The following is a 16,380-nucleotide window of genomic DNA, read 5'->3' as shown; positions in this document are numbered from 1 at the left end:
GTAAAGCGTTGAAAATGAAATTTGCGCTCGATTCTTAATTATAAATTTAAAGGAATTCTCATAAAAGTGACAACCGTGTTGTCACTTTTATTGTTTTCCACAAAGAACTCTACTTCGTTTCCGTATAGCGTATTCAGTCTATCTTGAGTGTTTTTTAGACCAGTTCCTTTATGTAACAAAGCTTTAAAAGAATCTGTAAGTGGCTCCCCATTATTTTTGATTTCAATGAATAGATAATCAGTATTCTTATAAATTTTCAATTTTACTTTTAGCTCGGTATTATTATAACCATAGCCGTGCTTTATTGCATTTTCGAAAATAGGTTGTAGAAGCATATGCGGCACTAATACATCTTGCACATCACTATTAATATCCTTCTCCACCAAAAGATGATCTGAAAATCTAATGGAGATAATTTCAATATACTTATCCAAAAGAGCGAGTTCTCTGTGAAGAGGTATTAGATTCTCATCTTTATAATCCAATATATCTCTAAAAAGATCTCCGAAATCAGCTATCAGGTTCTGAGCTTTTTCTTTGTCAATTTCTATTAATGCTGAAATACTATTTAGGGTGTTAAAAATAAAGTGAGGATGTAGTTGCGCCTTCAACATATTGAGTTTAGCTGTTGCCAAATGCGTTTCCACCTGTGCTTTTTGGATTTCGATATTGCGAACTTTTTTAATGTAATAATAGACGTTTATTACTCCTATCATAGCAAAGTAAACTAGAAAATTTACTTCTATAACTGAAACAAAATAATCAAAAGACAGATATCGTGAAGCTTCAGAAAAAGAGGTTTCTCCAATTAATAATGATATCACAGCAGTCATAAAAAAGATGAAGTACCCAATAAAAAAAGAAAAGAAAACATGCACCCAAATTATCTTCTTCCATCCCTTAGCTCCCCATTTCTCGAACATCAACTTTGTTAATATGCTAATAAAAGTCATAAACAATATAACCACAACCCAATCTATAAGAACACCGTAGTTAAAAAGTTTCCCCCAACTTAGCGGACCATAACTAGTTGTACCTATCACTTTCCAATAGCTTTTTTTTAATTGTACCAATAGCACAACTATGGTATAAAAAAGAGCTAAGTATTTCAGGAGTTTAATATCGATGTGTTTTTTTAATCCCATTACACTCCCATATTTTTTAATAGATCCTTACGATAGCTTTTACTAACTCTAAAAAGTGAAGCGTCCTTCATTAATACATCAACTTCACCAAAATTTGAATGTATTACTTTATCTAAGAAATGAGCATTTATTATTGTAGAACGGTGAATTCTAATCATTTGACCACTGTTCATTTTACTCATCAAGTTTTGAAGAGAATCTCGAAGAACATGTTTTTTCTGCGCAGTACAAATTTCAACATAGCTTCCTGAAGCCAATATGTATTGAATATCTGAATAATCAATAAATGACACGGTATTGCCAATTTTTATCGGCAATTTATCCTTTAAAATATTCTTACTTTTTTGAGAACCTTCATTATCCATATATTGAAAGAGCTTTTTGAATTTGTCTTCCAAACTGTTTTCGGTTTCTTTAAAAAATTGCTGTTTTGCTCTAGCTACAGCTTGCTGAAAACGTTCTTTTTTAAATGGTTTAAGTAAATAATCTAAAGCGAAAGCATCAAAAGCTTTTACCGCATACGCATCAAAGGCTGTGACAAAAATGACCATCGGTTTTTTTTCAGTTTTTAAATTCTTTAAAACATCAAAACCATTCATATCCTTCATTTGGATATCTAAAAAAATAAGATCTGGCTGTAATTCTTCTATTTTTAAAATTGCCTCCTTGCCTGTTTTGCACTGCCCGAGAAGTTTTAAAACATCCTCCTCCTCTACCAATGAAAGTAATCGCTTTCTAGCTAAAGGTTCATCATCTATTATTAAGCAGCTAATTTTCATTCAATCAGGTAGTTTTTAAAATTCGATAGAAAGTTTACAAAGTAAATGTAGTAAAACCTAGTTGTTATTTTAGTTGAATAAATTATTTCCACACTTAAAATTCTATACTTAAAACTCACATTTGGTTCATCTACATCAAATATTAAGCGATTCACATCTTATTATGAAAGTTCTAAAATCTTAAGCGATCATAAGATTTCAATATGTGTCAATTAAGTTTTTAAAACAGATTGAAGGTGGTTCAAAACAATATTCTTCTATTCACAACAAACACTTAATAGACAAGGCTTTTAAAAATTAATTTCACACCTGTAAAGTGCTTGCACAATCTATAAAAACTTAAAACCAAGCTGTTATGATTGAAACTATTATACCTTTTAGCTTTTGCTTCATTGCATTATTTTCAGAATACACCAATGCCCAATCTTTTGAAGAAACAACTCTAGACGATATTACTACAACTCCATCTGCTTCGCGAAGTGCTAACTTTGTTGATGTAAATGGGGATGGTTGGGACGACATTTTCTTTACCAACGGACCTGCATCAGGTCAAAACAATATGCTGTACATAAATAATGGAAACGGCACTTTTACCACGGTTACAACAGACGACATAGTTTTAGACAACGACCGTTCAGACGGCGCGAGTTTTGCCGATGTTGATAATGACGGAGATTTGGATGCTTTGGTAGTAACCTATGGTAGAAATGGTGTTGGAAAGAAAAATTATTTCTACAGAAATAATGGCGATGGCACATTTAACTATGAACCGAGTAACGCTATTGGAGCGCCGTTAACCTACTCTGAAATGGCAAATTGGATAGACCTCAACAACGACCAATTTATGGATGCCTATATTACAAACAGTATAGTTTCTACTAGAAACCTATACTTCGAAAATCAAGGTGATGGATCTTTTGAAGCGGTAACTGGTCTATCGATTACTAATGAAACTCTTGCCTCCCGCTCAATTAACTGGATAGATTATGATGGTGATGGCGACAGTGATTTATTTATAACCAATGAAAACAATTCTACAAATTCTCTATACAGAAATGATGGACCTAACAACTTCACACAAATCACCAATTTATCTATCACTCAAAACGGAAAAAACTCTGCTGGAAGCTCTTGGGCAGATGTAGATAATGATGGAGATTTCGACTTATTTGTTGCTAACTGGAACGGACAAGCAAACCAGTTATTTATCAATGAAAATGGCACTTTTATTGAACAAGTAAATTCTGAAATCGCTTTGGAAATTGGAAGTTCGTTTGGCTCTGCTTTCGCCGATGTTGATAATGATGGTGATTTAGATTTACTTGTTTGCAATGCATATTATACCGGACAAATTACAAATTCACTTTATATAAACGATGGTTTTGGAAATTTCACAAAAGATACAACTAGCAGTTTAGCCAACCACCAAGGAAATACTTTTGGTTGTGCTTTTGGAGACTACAATAATGACGGTTGGCTAGATGTTATTTTAGCAAACACCCTAAACGAAAACCAAAGCAATTCATTATTTAAAAATACTGGAAGTGGTAATAATTGGATTAAAATTAAATGTGTTGGAAATCCGTCTAACGGTTCAGCCATTGGTGCAAAAGTTAAAGTAAAGGCTACGATTAATGGTAATGAAATTTGGCAGATTCGCCAAATTGAAGCAGCAAGTGGATATTGTAGTCAGAGTAGTTACACCAATCATTTTGGACTGGGTGACGCTACTAATGTTTCTGAAGTAATCATAGAATGGCCTTCAGGCGCAGTACAAACTTTTAGTGATATTAATAAAAACAAGACTTATGAAGTAGTTGAAGGAAACGATATACAGTTAAGTGCAAACACTCAAAGTACACTTGACTTTGTAGTTTTTCCAGTGCCTGCAGATGATGTTTTAATAATACACTTTCCTATTAACGCATTGAAATCGACAATCACAATTTTTGATATAAACGGTAGAAAAGTAAAAAGTGATATTAATAATAATCAGACTTCTATAGCTATTGAAGTAAGTGATTTGAGTGCAGGCGAATACATTTTAAAAATATCAAATGAAGATAAAATTACATCGCAAAAAATAATTATTAAATAGAAATATACTTTCTTCTATTTTTCTAAGCGTAAAAACGTGTAAGACTTCCTTAGCGAAATTCTTCACGTTTTTTTGTTTTACTATAAATTCACTTTGCCAAATTTATTATAAAAATTAAATGCATTAATAATATATCCATCCTTTAATCGTAATATTGCAATGTATTAATTAACTCAAAAAATGGGAATCACTAAATCTGAAAAATTCACAGAACAGCAAAATCAAATTGCAAACTTTGCAAAAGGCTTTGGTCATCCAGCTCGCGTAGCTATTCTTCAGCATTTATTCAAAATCAACACCTGTATTTGTGGTGATTTGGTTGAAGAAATCGGACTAGCCCAACCTACTATTAGCCAGCATTTAAAAGAGTTGAAAAACTTAGGACTAATTAAAGGGAATATAGAAGGCACTAAAGTTTGCTATTGCATTCATAAAGAAAATTGGACCAAAATGAAGTTAGTTATGCACGAATTTTTAGACCAAGACATTCTTACAACAGAATGCTGCTAAACAAATACGCATCATCACACATAAAACATATACTATGAAAAACGAACAAGAATTAAAAGATATCGTCAAAGAACGTTACACAAAAATCGCAGAACAAGGCAAAACTGAAAATGCAGCTTCCTGCTGTGGCGCAACAACTCCATCAAATAAAGTTTACAACATTATGATGGACGACTACTCCGAAACTAAAGGGTATTCTGAAGATGCTGATTTAGGTTTAGGCTGTGGTCTTCCTACAGAATTTGCACACATTAAAAAAGGCGATACTGTAATCGATTTAGGCTCTGGCGCTGGAAATGACTGTTTTGTTGCTAGACATGAAACAGGTGCAGAAGGAAAAGTTATTGGTATCGACTTTACACCTATTATGATTCAAAAAGCGCGTATGAACGCTGATAAACTAGGCTATAACAACGTTGAGTTTAGAGAAGGTGATATAGACGCAATGCCAGTTGGTGACGACACCGCCGACGTAATTGTAAGTAACTGTGTATTAAACCTTGTTCCTAACAAGCAAAAAGTTATTGGTGAAATCTATAGAGTTTTAAAACCAGGAGGACATTTCAGTATTTCCGATGTTGTATTAGTTGGCAATCTTCCTGATGCCTTAAAAGAAGACGCCGAAATGTATGCAGGATGTGTAGCTGGAGCAATTCAGAAACAAGAATACCTTCAATTCATTCAAGATGCAGGATTTGTAAATGTTCAAATTCAAAAGGAAAAACCAATTGTTATTCCTTATGATATTCTTGAAAAATATCTTTCAACGGAAGAGGTAAACGCTTTTAATAATTCAGATACAGGAATATTTAGTATTACTGTTTACGCAGAAAAAGAAGGCGAGAAATCAAACAAACCTAAATTAAAACTAGCAGACATTCAAGACAACACTTCTTGCTGTGGTCCAGCTTCAAGCTGCTGCTAATAAACAGAGATATTGCGTTTAAAGCAACGCCTCTTTCCTTCTTTGGAAAGGGGCGTTTTAAATTAATTTTTGACCGAAATAAACTTAGCCTGTTATAAGCAAATACTAATTCTTAGTTAAAAGAATTAAAGTCTAGAAAGCCTTTCTAATTTTAGAATTAAATTCGATAACTAATCAATTTATTAATGACGGGGATTTTCAAAATTCATCACGCAACAAAAACAAAAACTTTTTTTAGATTTTTAACGGTACTATTGACAATCCTTTTCAGCAGCAGTTTATATTCTCAAAGACAACAATTAGAAGGAAATATTAATGCAGCCGACGATATTGACGTTGAAGGTGTCAATATTTTTAATGTTTCTACAAATAAAGGAACCGTTACCGATGCAAATGGGAGATTTTTAATTTCGGTAAAAGAAAAAGATACGCTTTCTATTTCCGCTATTCATATTCAAACAACAACATTAATTATCGGTGCCGAACAAATGACTAACAAGAAAATCATAATTCATCTTAATGAAAAGATGAACGAATTAGGCACGGTTACTTTAAGAAAACCCCTTACTGGATACATAGGTTCTGATGCTAAAATAATTCCAATACAGGAAACAATAACAGCAACTAGCATGGGACTTCCAAATGCCGATAAACCAAAACTTACTAAAACACAAAGGCAATTGTACGCAGCAAATTCTGGACCTGTAGATGCGGTGGTAAATATGATTTCAGGAAGGACTAAAATGCTAAAAAAACGTTTGGAATTCTATAAAACCGCAGCGTTAACCCTAACGCTCCTTGATAAATTTCCAGAAACCTATTTTACAGATGAATTAAATATTGAAAAACTGAAAATCTATTCTTTTATTTTCTTCTGCGAGGCTGATCCAGATTATCAAAAAACAATAAAACAAAGCACCATTGAAATTCTTGACTTTTTAAAACGAAAGAGCAGAGAGTTTAAAAACCAATAATCCCAAAAGCTAAATTTGTATTAAAAGAGCTTTCAAAAATGTATTACGGTTTTTCCTTTTTAACTTTGTTCCAGATTTAGCCAAATGCTAAACAAATAATGAATTGTAGTCAAAAGGTTTTAAAACAAATCTAGTAACCTTATACTACTGCTTACCTAAAATGAAATATATGAATAACGATAAATTATTGAATTATATAGACACCGTAATAAAAAATATGCCTGCCGACTGGTTAAAACTAACCACACATCGGCTAGATATTTATAATGAAGATTTAGCAAAAACACAGTTTTTAGAGCAGTTTGAAAACTTGTATGCTGCAAATAATGCCGATACAAAGGCACTTTCCGAATTACCTACGGCCTACGATTATATTAGATTAGGGCACCCACTATCTTGTGTTTTAGAATGGACAATTGCTAAACTCGATAACTTGAAATCTGAAAACGTAATAAGTTTTCAATCAAATACAATTCCTGTATTAGCTATCCTACGCAAAAACCATTTCGATAATAAGAACACCCAAATCATATACACAGATGAGCTTCCTAAATTTTTTAATACTGAAATTTTAAAAGATGTTTATGGTTATAATTTTCAGGTAAAGAAAGTAGAAAACGCAGACGATATTTCTGAATTTGACGGAAGTACAGTTTTGATTTCACATCAAGATAAAATTTCTAAAACCGACCTTAACTCAAATGTTGATTTCTATATCAATCTATACGGACATCAAGGAAGTGTGTTAATAGTAAACGGCGAAAAGAATGAAAGCTATATTTCCGACATACAGCACGTAAGAAGAAGAGAAACTGTTGCTATGACGCCGAATAATTGTTTGATAGCACTAAAAGCAATAGTTGAAAATTCTAAAATTGAAACTATAGATATCAGTCAAACTGATAAGGAAAAAGTATTAGATTCGATTAAAGAAATTACCGGTACAACATCAAAACCTTTAGTTGCAACTAGTGGCTTATCTATTCAATATGCCATAATGATGGGGCTTGTTCACGATGCTCTTGAAAACCACAAAGGGAAAGACATCAGGTTTATTGTCCCACCAAACTGTTATGGAGGAACAAACGACCAAGCAAGACGAGTTGCTGCTTGTATCGAAAATGTTGAGATTGAAGATCTATTAGTTGATGGAGATAACGATATGGTTCAGAGTATTGACACGGTTTTGGCTAAAATCGCTAAAGAAGATGCTGTTCCGTATATTATAGCTGAAATCCCTACTAACCCTAGAGTTGAAGTTCCAAACCTTCAAAAGCTAAAAGAGGTTTTAAGTAAGGAAAGAAAAACCTCATCGGGAGAAACTGCTATCGATCCTGTGTTTATATTAGACCAAACTTTTTGCCCGAACGTTCACTTCTTAGGAAAAGGTGAAATGCTTTCAACAGTAAGAACAATTTCCTTTGCTAGTGGTTCTAAATTTCCAAGTGGCGGACTATGTACATCAGGATATTGCGCAGGTAATGACAAAACAGAAGCTCTGATGCAGAAGATTGAAAAACATCTAAGCTTATGTGATAACGAAGCCACGCAACTTCAATATGAAATACTTGCAAAACAATTGCCGTCTATGAATCAACGAATTCACGATGCGTACGAAAACACACGCGAATTTGTAAACTTTATTCACGAAGCGCTACCTGATGCTAAAATTAATTTTGTTTCAGAAGAATTGGCTGAGCAAGGTTTCACTCCTTCTGTTTTCTCATTGGATTTACCTACAAAAGGGAATTCTGCTGAAGAAAAAGAGACATATAAACGAGCTTTAAACCACAAACTCATCAATTTAATGATTACTGAAATTCCAAACGAGAGTAAATATTGCGTGAGTTATGGACAATTAAAAGGATGTTACTGGACGATTCCGGCAACCTCAACTCAAGGAACAACTAAAGAAGATGATAAAGACTATATCGCTCGTGTAGCCCTTTCTCCAAATTTAAACCTTGATCTACACAAAAAGGTGTTTTTAAAATTTGTAGATAGTATGTAATTCTAAAAATAAAGAATTGGTAGAAGGCACGTTTACTTTGATAGGCGTGCCTTTTTTATTTAGGAAAAACACTAATTAAACTACTTTAAAACTAAATTTATTTTGAAGAATGTAACTGTATGCAACGGCGATAAACACAGTGAGTATTTTTGATGGCGTAGGATAAAACCCTAGCAAATCAACAAATAACTTCATACATATATAACTAAGCACTAGCGCTCCCATGGCAACTAAGAAATACCTAAAAAACTGAACTTTCCACGGTAAATTAGACTTCTCGAAAGTGATAAATTTCTGAAGTAAAAACCCAGTCACAAAGGTTATAGGAAACACAAAAAATAAAGAAGCAATATGTGGGCTCAGCACTACAAAAAACAAATCGACATTTTGTTTTGCTACTATGAAATTGTAAAAAATAAAATATAGGAATGTATCAAACACCAAATTTCCTCCTCCACAGACCGCATACCGATATGTTTTTAAAGGAAGAAAACGCCGAAACAAAAAGTAAAAGGCGTCGATAAATTTGATAAGGCTTTCTTTCATTGCAATTAGGGCGCAAAGTTAAGATAAGAAAGCGGAAGTAACGAATTAGATTATAATGAAAAAGGGAAGCTAAATTTAGCTTCCCTTTTTTGGTTTAATTTATCGTCTATTACTAGATCGGGTGCTCTTTCCTTTTGAAGGAGCTTTACCTCTACCAGTATTTCGTCCGCGACTATGATGGGCCGCTTTTTGTCTTTTCTTTTCTGCTTCAGCCTCTTTAACATCGGCCATAGTCTCGGTAGGTTCAAAATCGGTAAGAATTTTTGCTTGTAGGCGTTCTCCTATCAATTTTTCAATATCTTTTAAATATCCAACCTCATCAAGACTAACTAATGATAGCGCTTCTCCACTAGCTCCTGCTCTACCTGTTCTTCCTATACGGTGAACATAATCTTCAGAAACATTTGGTAATTCATAGTTGATTACATGCGGAAGTAATGGAATATCTAGTCCACGAGCTGCAATATCGGTAGCAACTAACACGCGAACCTTTCCTTCTTTAAATCCTGCAAGGGCTCTAGTTCTAGCTCCCTGGCTTTTATTCCCGTGGATAGCAGCTGATGTAATTTTCGCTTTTTCAAGCTTTTCACTTAAGCGATTGGCACCGTGCTTAGTTCTTGTAAAAACTAAAACCTGTTGCCAATTTCCTTCAGAAATAAGTTTTATAATTAAATCAGTCTTAAGATTTTTATCAACTCTATAAACTGTTTGATCAATTTTCTCTACTGTAGTATTTTCTGGAGTTGCTTCTACTAAAACAGGCTGATGAAGAAATTCATTAGCAAGTTTTTTTATTTCCTTTGAAAAAGTTGCAGAGAATAAAAGATTCTGCCTTTTTGAAGGAAGTAGTGCAAGTATTTTTTTGATGTCACGAGCAAAGCCCATGTCTAACATTCTATCAGCTTCATCCAAAACTAAGACTTCAACTTTTGAAAGTGAAACCGCACGTTGATTATGAAGATCTAATAGTCGTCCCGGTGTTGCCACCAAAACATCTACACCATTACGCAGTGCATTAATTTGAGGATTAGCTCCTACTCCACCAAAAATAACTGTTGATCGTAGGTCTGTAAATTCGCTATAATCCTTAAATTCTTGCTGTACCTGAGCAGCTAACTCACGAGTTGGAGTAAGTATAAGCGCACGAACTGGTCGTTTGTGCAAGATTGGTTGGTTTTGTAATATTTGTAATAATGGCAATGCAAAACCAGCAGTTTTACCGCTACCTGTTTGTGCTGAAGCCAACACATCTTTTCGTTCTAAAATTAAAGGAATTGCTTTTTGTTGAATAGCCGAAGGCGTTTCATATCCTTTTTTGCTAATTGCTTTCAGCAGGGCATCGGATAGCCCAAGTGATTTAAATGTCATAAATTTATTTAAGTTGTAAGACCGCTGCGCTTGGAGATAGTATATCGCGGCGCTTTTAGAATGTGGTCTTTTCAAGAACCTTTAAAACTAAGAAGACGGTTTTAATATGCGGCGAATATACGTCTAATTTTCTCCGTGGAGGTTTTTCGCAGCTATTATCTCGATTGGAAGACTGTTTTTGTGATAACATTCACAGTTAAGCATCATAAAATCAACTTATAAACCTATGAAAACAAATAAATTCTACCTTCATAATAGTTCAAGACAAGGACTAATTAAGGTAAATATTGAATGCGTTCCATAACGTGTTCTACCATTAAATCGCATTTCTTATTTCCAAATTCATAAATAGAAGAATCGAGTGTTGTTTTAAAAAGCTCATCTCTCAACATATTCTTAGCACGATGTAACCGCACTTTTATATTGCTTTCAGACAATTTTAAACAGTCGGCAATTTCAGAATTAGACAATCCTTCCACTTGATGAAGAACAAAAACAATTCTATATTTTTCTGGTAATAAATCGACAGCTTGTTCAACTAAAATGCGCGTTTGAGATTTTATGGCTTGTTTTTCTGGATTCATTGTATTGGTATCTGGCAAGTGAATTATATTTTCAAGACTTTCTGTTGAACCATAATTGGTAGACTGGCGTTTTTGTTTTCGAATAAACTGTAATGCCTCATTAATTCCAATTCTAGTTAACCAAGTTGAAAAGGAAGATTCACTTCTAAATTGATACAATTTGAGATAAGCCTTTACGTAAGCTTCTTGCATTATATCGCGAGTGTCAGCTTCAGAATTAATATAACTTCTTATTACCCTAAAAAAACGTTGATTATAACGTCTCAATAGAATTTCATACAATTCCTTTTCACCTGCTAACACCCGATTTACAATCTGAGTATCAGAGAGTTTAGTTAATGCGAATCTGTCCGTCTGAGTTGAGTTCATTGTTTCCTTTTCTTTTTAGATGCCGCAATTATTATAAAGTTACAAAATATGTAACCACTTATGGTTTATTGCATCAAAACAATAGAACATAAATCTTTAGAGCCATGGCAACAATAACAAACAACATTGAAATCAATAAGTTACAAACCCTATTAAAGTACACCTTTACAATAGTACCTATTGTAGCTGGATTGGATAAATTTTCAAACATTTTAGTGCAGTGGGATACCTATCTTGCACCCTCGACCTTGGATATGCTCCCGTTTAGCGGAGCAACATTTATGATGATTGTAGGAGTAATTGAGATAATTGCAGGAATTATTGTCTTTACTAAAACTCAACTAGGAGCATATATCGTTTCTTTATGGCTTATTCTTATAGGATTAAGTTTACTCTTAACCTGGCATCATCCTGATGTGGCGGTTCGAGATATGGTAATGGCTATTTCTGCATATGTTTTGGCTAGATTGAGCACTTCTAAAAGCTAAAAATTAAATTCTCTAATTTAGAAGAAAACCCTTCCCTTTATTTTATTAAGTATAGGAAGGGTTTTTTGTATTTATTTAATAGATCTATTCGTATATTTTTCATTTTCAACAAATTAATTGAAATAAAACAGCTTTTTCACTAATAAAAAATATTTTAGTCGTAAATTTAAGTTCTAATAACATACGATGAAACGACTATTACTTTTTATAGTATTAGCTTGCGTTTCGTGGAGTAGTCTTCCTCACACTCCTTCTCAAAACCAAGAAGACACGCTTAAAAATTCGTATTTAAATTCGGAAAAATCTATTCCGAAGAATAAAGACACGCTATCAGAGTTCATTAATTTCAAGAAATCTATTGCGATTTCAACAAGAAACAAGGATTATAAAACCCTTGCAAAATCGTTTATCGGTTTGGCAAAATGGCACGAGGACCATACCATACTCGACTCTTCAATTGTTTATTTACAAAAAGCTATTTCGGTTTACAAAAAGCAAAAAATGCCAAAAGAATTGGCAGACACTTATCTGCTTCTAGCAACAAATTACAGTGGAACTGCAGAATACGACGAGGGATCTAAAGTTGTCTTTAAAGCATTAGCTCTATATGAAGAAATAGACAATCAGCGCGGCATTGCTCAATGTTACACAAAAATAAGCGACCTACTTTATTACTCAGACAGCTATGCTGAAGGCGCAGAATACTGCAAAAAGGCAATAGCTATTCAAGAAAAACACGGTTATAAAGATGATTTACCTCTCTCCTATCGGCGACTTGCGGAGAATCAATTATTCTTAGGTGATTTAGATAAAAGTCTAAGCAGTATGAATCGCGCTATCAACCTTTACAAACAATTAGGAGTTGTGGATGCGCCTCTTTTAGCTTGCTACAACGGCCGCGGAAATATTTACAAATACATGGAACGTTATGAAGATGCTATTGCAGATTACAATCGTTGCTATGAGGGTGCGAAAAAAATAGGTCTGTTGCGATATACCATGCCACCAACTGCAAATATTGGCCACGTGTATATTTTGCAAGGAAAATATGCCGAAGCTCTACCCTACAACTTAAGAGCGATAGAAATAATGAAACGTATAGGCAACACCAAAAACCTTTGGGAAAACTATATGCATATTTCAAATATATATAGTGAATTGGGTGATTATAAAAACGCACTTGAATATCACGAACTTTACGAACAAGGTCATACAGAATATTTAAATACCATAATTGCACGCAAGGACAGTGAACTTCAGGTGAAATATGAAACTGCACAGAAAGACATCGAAATTTTGAGTCAGCAGGAAAAAATTACACAACAACGAATAACCCAATGGCTTTATATTGGTGTTGCAGGATTACTAGCTATAATTCTCTTTGGAATGTATTTTACCTTAAAGAATATTCGTAAAAAACGAAAGGCGCTTTCGCAATTAAACACTGAGTTGGATGCAAAGAATAAGCAAAACGAATTGTTGCTAAAAGAAATTCACCATCGTGTAAAAAACAATCTAGAATTGGTAAAAAGTCTTATCGCTTTACAATCTGCAAAATTGGAAGATGGCGCTAGTAAGGAAGCTATGCTTGCCAGCGAAAATCGAGTTCAAAGTATGGGTATTATTCACCAAAAGTTATATCAAGGAGAAAACTTGGGCAGTATAGAAATGAAGGATTATTTCATGAATTTAAGCGAAGGCGTGCTCGATACTTTTGATGCGGAAGAAAAGGTGAAAATAGAATGTGCTATGGACGATCTAAACTTAGATGTAGATACTGCCGTGCCCATAGGTTTAATTGTAAACGAACTTTTGACGAATGCATTAAAATACGCCTTCCCCGAAGGAACGAAGGGCAAAATAAAAATTAGCCTTAATAAACAAAATGAAGCATTATTTCTAAAAGTTTCAGATAACGGAATTGGTAAAATCAAAAATTCTAAAGCAAAAGGAACTGGATTTGGCACCCAGCTTATTCAATTGCTTACGCTACAATTAAATGGTACAATTTCAGAAAACCATAAAAATGGAACTGAAGTACTTTTCAACTTTAAAAATTTCAAAATAGCCTAAATGGGAACTGCAATAAAAATATTGATAGTTGAAGATGAAATGGTTATTGCAGCCAATATCTCGTTACAACTAACCGAACTTGGTTATGAAGTTACTGGTATTTTGCCACGAGGTGAAGAAGCACTGTCACAGATAAGAATAGACAAACCAGATATTGTTTTACTGGATATTCGGTTAAAAGGCGAATTGGATGGAATACAAACCGCCCAAGAAATTCAAAAGTATTTTAGAATTCCAATTATCTATTTAACCGCGAATTCAGACGAAGCACATTTTAATCGAGCGAAGGAAACACACCCTTATGGGTTTATTTCAAAACCATTTAAAAAACTAGACCTGCAACGAGCTATCGAATTAACCGTTGAAAGAATTTCAACTGAGATTGGTACTAACAATGGTGAAACTAGCAGTACTGATTATCGTTTAAACAACGGTAATACAGGTAACACAATTTTAAACGATCGTATTTTTGTACGCCACAACGACAAAATGCTAAAAATAAATATTAAAGATATTTATTACATCGAGGCAGACCGTAACTATTGTCGCATCTTTTCGCAGGGACGAGAATATCTTTTAGTGATGACCTTAAAAGATATTGATATCAAACTTCCAGAGAAACACTTCCTCAGGATTCATCGTTCCTACATTATTAATCTTTCCCAAATTGATGAAGTAGCGGGAACTCATGTTGTAATTTCAAAGAAAGCAATTCCAATGAGTAAAGCTATGCGCACCGAACTTCTTAAGCGGTTACAAACTATATAATGTTTCAGAATACTGAATTCTGAAATTAATTTTCCTTTAGTAACTAATTCCCACTCTCCGGACAGTAATAAAGTCTCTTCGTCCTAAATCGCTTTTTATTTCTTTTGATTGTCAGTTACTTAGATGTACTCCTCGTACTATTTCTAGAAACTAATATTAAAATAATCTATTATGAAAAGAATACTCTTTTTAGCACTTTCAATGGTCTTTCTATTTACTGCTTGTCAAAAACAAGATATGCGCTATACCCAACAGTCCCCCGAAATTGACACTTATAAAAAAATAATTAATGCTTATGAGAAACAGGACTGGGAGGCTCTTGCTAGCCACTATGCCGATACTGCGAAAATAATGAACAACGTAATTGAAAAAGAAGGCAAGACTATAGCCGAAGAAATAGCAATGGGCAAAGAAGATGCAGCACTCTTTAGTAGCTGGGACTATGTGGACGGCGAATCTGATTATGAAATGGTCGTGACAGATAAAGGTAAAACTTATGTAAACTTTTGGGGTACTTGGAAGGGTACACTTGCGGCAAATAACAAGACCTACACTATTCCTGCGCACATAACCGCCCAATTTGTAGATGGTAAGGTTGTAAAAGAATTTGGCTATTGGGATATCTCCAAGATCATGCTCGATATACAATCTCTACAACAAGCTGAAATAGCTGTAATGAAAGATTCAACCAGATTATAATTTAAATATTCAAAAAGATGGATAATGGTAATGAGGGCAATGAAGAGTTTATCACAACTCAGATTTTACCTCAATAAAAAACAGAATATGAAAACAGTAGGCATCATAGGTGGTTCAGGCTTTATAGGAAGCTATACTACAAGGAAATTTTTAGAGGAAGGATTTAACGTAAAAGTATCGGTTACTGACATTAAAAAGAGTGAAAAGTATCAGCATCTTTTCAACCTTGAAAGTTCAGATAATCTAAATATTAGTCCGTTAAAGGTTGAGAATTTAGAAGCTTTAAAAGATTTTATCAGCGATTGCGAAATAGTAGTTCACGGCGGCACACCTTTTCAGTTAGATGTAAAAGACCCTCAAATCGAACTTTTTGATCCAACAATAAAAGGCACTGAAAATTTTTTAGAAGCCTTAAAAGAATCATCATTAATAGAGAAGGTTGTTTTTATTGCCTCGGTAGCTGCGTGGAATACAAACTTTCCATTGCCTTCATTTGGAAAAACAATCTCGGAAAATTTTAATGAATCCGATAAAAAATACATCAACTCCGAAAGTCATCCTTATGCACAAGCCAAGTTTATAGCAAACCAAACGGTTGAAAAATTTATACAGGATAATCCAAATCTTTCCTATGAAATCACTTCTGTTTCGCCAGTAGGAGTTATGGGAAAGTCATTGTCAAAAAGAGAAGACTCCACTTCTACTGGGTTACAATTTCTTATTAAAAATAAAATAGCCCCAAACCCATTTGTTCAGATGCTTTACGATACCAATGCAGAATTCGCATTAGTAGATGTAGAGGATGTTGCTGAAGCCATTTTTAAGGCTGCAACTACTTCTGGATTACACAATAAAAACTATTTACTAAGCAGTGAAACTTATACTATTAGCGACATGAACTTGATGCTAAATCAACAACCTTCACACCATAAGGCGAAGATTATTTATGAAAATGCACTCGCCAGCAAAGAATTGAAAATGACATTTAAACCAATTCAACAAACATTGAAAAATTATTCAAAGTAAAATCAAATAGAGTATTA

14 protein-coding genes are annotated in these 16,380 nt (G+C 33.8%); 10 read left to right on the top strand and 4 right to left on the bottom strand.

What is annotated here, in order from left to right:
* Positions 1 to 38 precede the first annotated feature (38 nt).
* Together G3A46_RS04600 and G3A46_RS04595 are read right to left on the bottom strand one after the other, a co-directional pair.
* On the bottom strand, positions 39 to 1,145 hold the full coding sequence (locus tag G3A46_RS04600) for a histidine kinase (protein ID WP_165146754.1): 1,107 nt from the start codon (positions 1,143 to 1,145) through the stop codon (positions 39 to 41).
* Complete coding sequence (locus tag G3A46_RS04595) at positions 1,145 to 1,924, bottom strand: response regulator transcription factor (RefSeq protein ID WP_165146751.1); 780 nt, start codon at positions 1,922 to 1,924, stop codon at positions 1,145 to 1,147. Before G3A46_RS04595 ends, G3A46_RS04600 begins: the two co-directional genes overlap by 1 nt.
* Positions 1,925 to 2,279: 355 nt before the next feature.
* Between G3A46_RS04595 and G3A46_RS04590 the strand changes: the two genes are divergently transcribed.
* The 5 genes from G3A46_RS04590 to G3A46_RS04570 all read left to right on the top strand — a co-directional run bounded on the left by G3A46_RS04590 (position 2,280) and on the right by G3A46_RS04570 (position 8,442).
* On the top strand, positions 2,280 to 4,022 hold the full coding sequence (locus G3A46_RS04590) for an FG-GAP-like repeat-containing protein (protein WP_165146748.1): 1,743 nt from the start codon (positions 2,280 to 2,282) through the stop codon (positions 4,020 to 4,022).
* 180 nt (positions 4,023 to 4,202) lie between these two features.
* On the top strand, positions 4,203 to 4,532 hold the full coding sequence (locus tag G3A46_RS04585) for a metalloregulator ArsR/SmtB family transcription factor (protein WP_165146745.1): 330 nt from the start codon (positions 4,203 to 4,205) through the stop codon (positions 4,530 to 4,532).
* A 34-nt stretch (positions 4,533 to 4,566) separates the two neighbouring features.
* The gene (locus tag G3A46_RS04580; RefSeq protein ID WP_165146742.1) at positions 4,567 to 5,457 is read left to right on the top strand and encodes an arsenite methyltransferase; all 891 of its coding nucleotides are present in this window, start codon (positions 4,567 to 4,569) and stop codon (positions 5,455 to 5,457) included.
* Between the two features lie 185 nt (positions 5,458 to 5,642).
* On the top strand, positions 5,643 to 6,431 hold the full coding sequence (locus tag G3A46_RS04575) for a carboxypeptidase-like regulatory domain-containing protein (RefSeq protein ID WP_165146739.1): 789 nt from the start codon (positions 5,643 to 5,645) through the stop codon (positions 6,429 to 6,431).
* A gap of 169 nt (positions 6,432 to 6,600) precedes the next feature.
* Entirely contained in the window at positions 6,601 to 8,442 is a 1,842-nt protein-coding gene (locus G3A46_RS04570) for a cystathionine beta-synthase (RefSeq protein ID WP_165146736.1), read from the top strand.
* Positions 8,443 to 9,087: 645 nt separating this feature from the next.
* Here the strand turns inward: G3A46_RS04570 and G3A46_RS04560 are convergent.
* Together G3A46_RS04560 and G3A46_RS04555 are read right to left on the bottom strand one after the other, a co-directional pair.
* Positions 9,088 to 10,356, bottom strand: coding sequence for a DEAD/DEAH box helicase (locus tag G3A46_RS04560; protein WP_165146733.1), 1,269 nt, complete (start codon positions 10,354 to 10,356; stop codon positions 9,088 to 9,090).
* Between the two features lie 275 nt (positions 10,357 to 10,631).
* A complete protein-coding gene (locus G3A46_RS04555) occupies positions 10,632 to 11,309 on the bottom strand; it encodes an RNA polymerase sigma factor (protein WP_165146730.1) in 678 nt (225 codons plus the stop codon).
* Positions 11,310 to 11,413: 104 nt separating this feature from the next.
* Here G3A46_RS04555 and G3A46_RS04550 point away from each other — a divergent pair, with 104 nt between their 5' ends.
* The 5 genes from G3A46_RS04550 to G3A46_RS04530 all read left to right on the top strand — a co-directional run bounded on the left by G3A46_RS04550 (position 11,414) and on the right by G3A46_RS04530 (position 16,363).
* Positions 11,414 to 11,797 (top strand): hypothetical protein, encoded by a 384-nt coding sequence (locus G3A46_RS04550; RefSeq protein ID WP_165146727.1) that lies wholly within the window; start codon positions 11,414 to 11,416, stop codon positions 11,795 to 11,797.
* 186 nt (positions 11,798 to 11,983) lie between these two features.
* Entirely contained in the window at positions 11,984 to 13,870 is a 1,887-nt protein-coding gene (locus G3A46_RS04545) for a tetratricopeptide repeat protein (RefSeq protein WP_165146724.1), read from the top strand.
* Positions 13,871 to 14,638 (top strand): response regulator, encoded by a 768-nt coding sequence (locus G3A46_RS04540; RefSeq protein WP_165146721.1) that lies wholly within the window; start codon positions 13,871 to 13,873, stop codon positions 14,636 to 14,638.
* Positions 14,639 to 14,809: 171 nt separating this feature from the next.
* Positions 14,810 to 15,337, top strand: a complete 528-nt coding sequence (locus G3A46_RS04535; RefSeq protein WP_165146718.1) for a nuclear transport factor 2 family protein — start codon at positions 14,810 to 14,812, stop codon at positions 15,335 to 15,337.
* Between the two features lie 87 nt (positions 15,338 to 15,424).
* On the top strand, positions 15,425 to 16,363 hold the full coding sequence (locus tag G3A46_RS04530) for an NAD-dependent epimerase/dehydratase family protein (RefSeq protein WP_165146715.1): 939 nt from the start codon (positions 15,425 to 15,427) through the stop codon (positions 16,361 to 16,363).
* The last annotated feature ends 17 nt before the right edge of the window (positions 16,364 to 16,380 follow it).

This window comes from Aequorivita sp. KMM 9714 (assembly GCF_011065475.1).
Classification (GTDB): Bacteria; Bacteroidota; Bacteroidia; order Flavobacteriales; family Flavobacteriaceae; genus Aequorivita; species Aequorivita sinensis.
The sequence above is the reverse complement of the archived record's forward strand: the minus strand, read 5'-3'. Positions and strand labels throughout refer to the sequence as shown.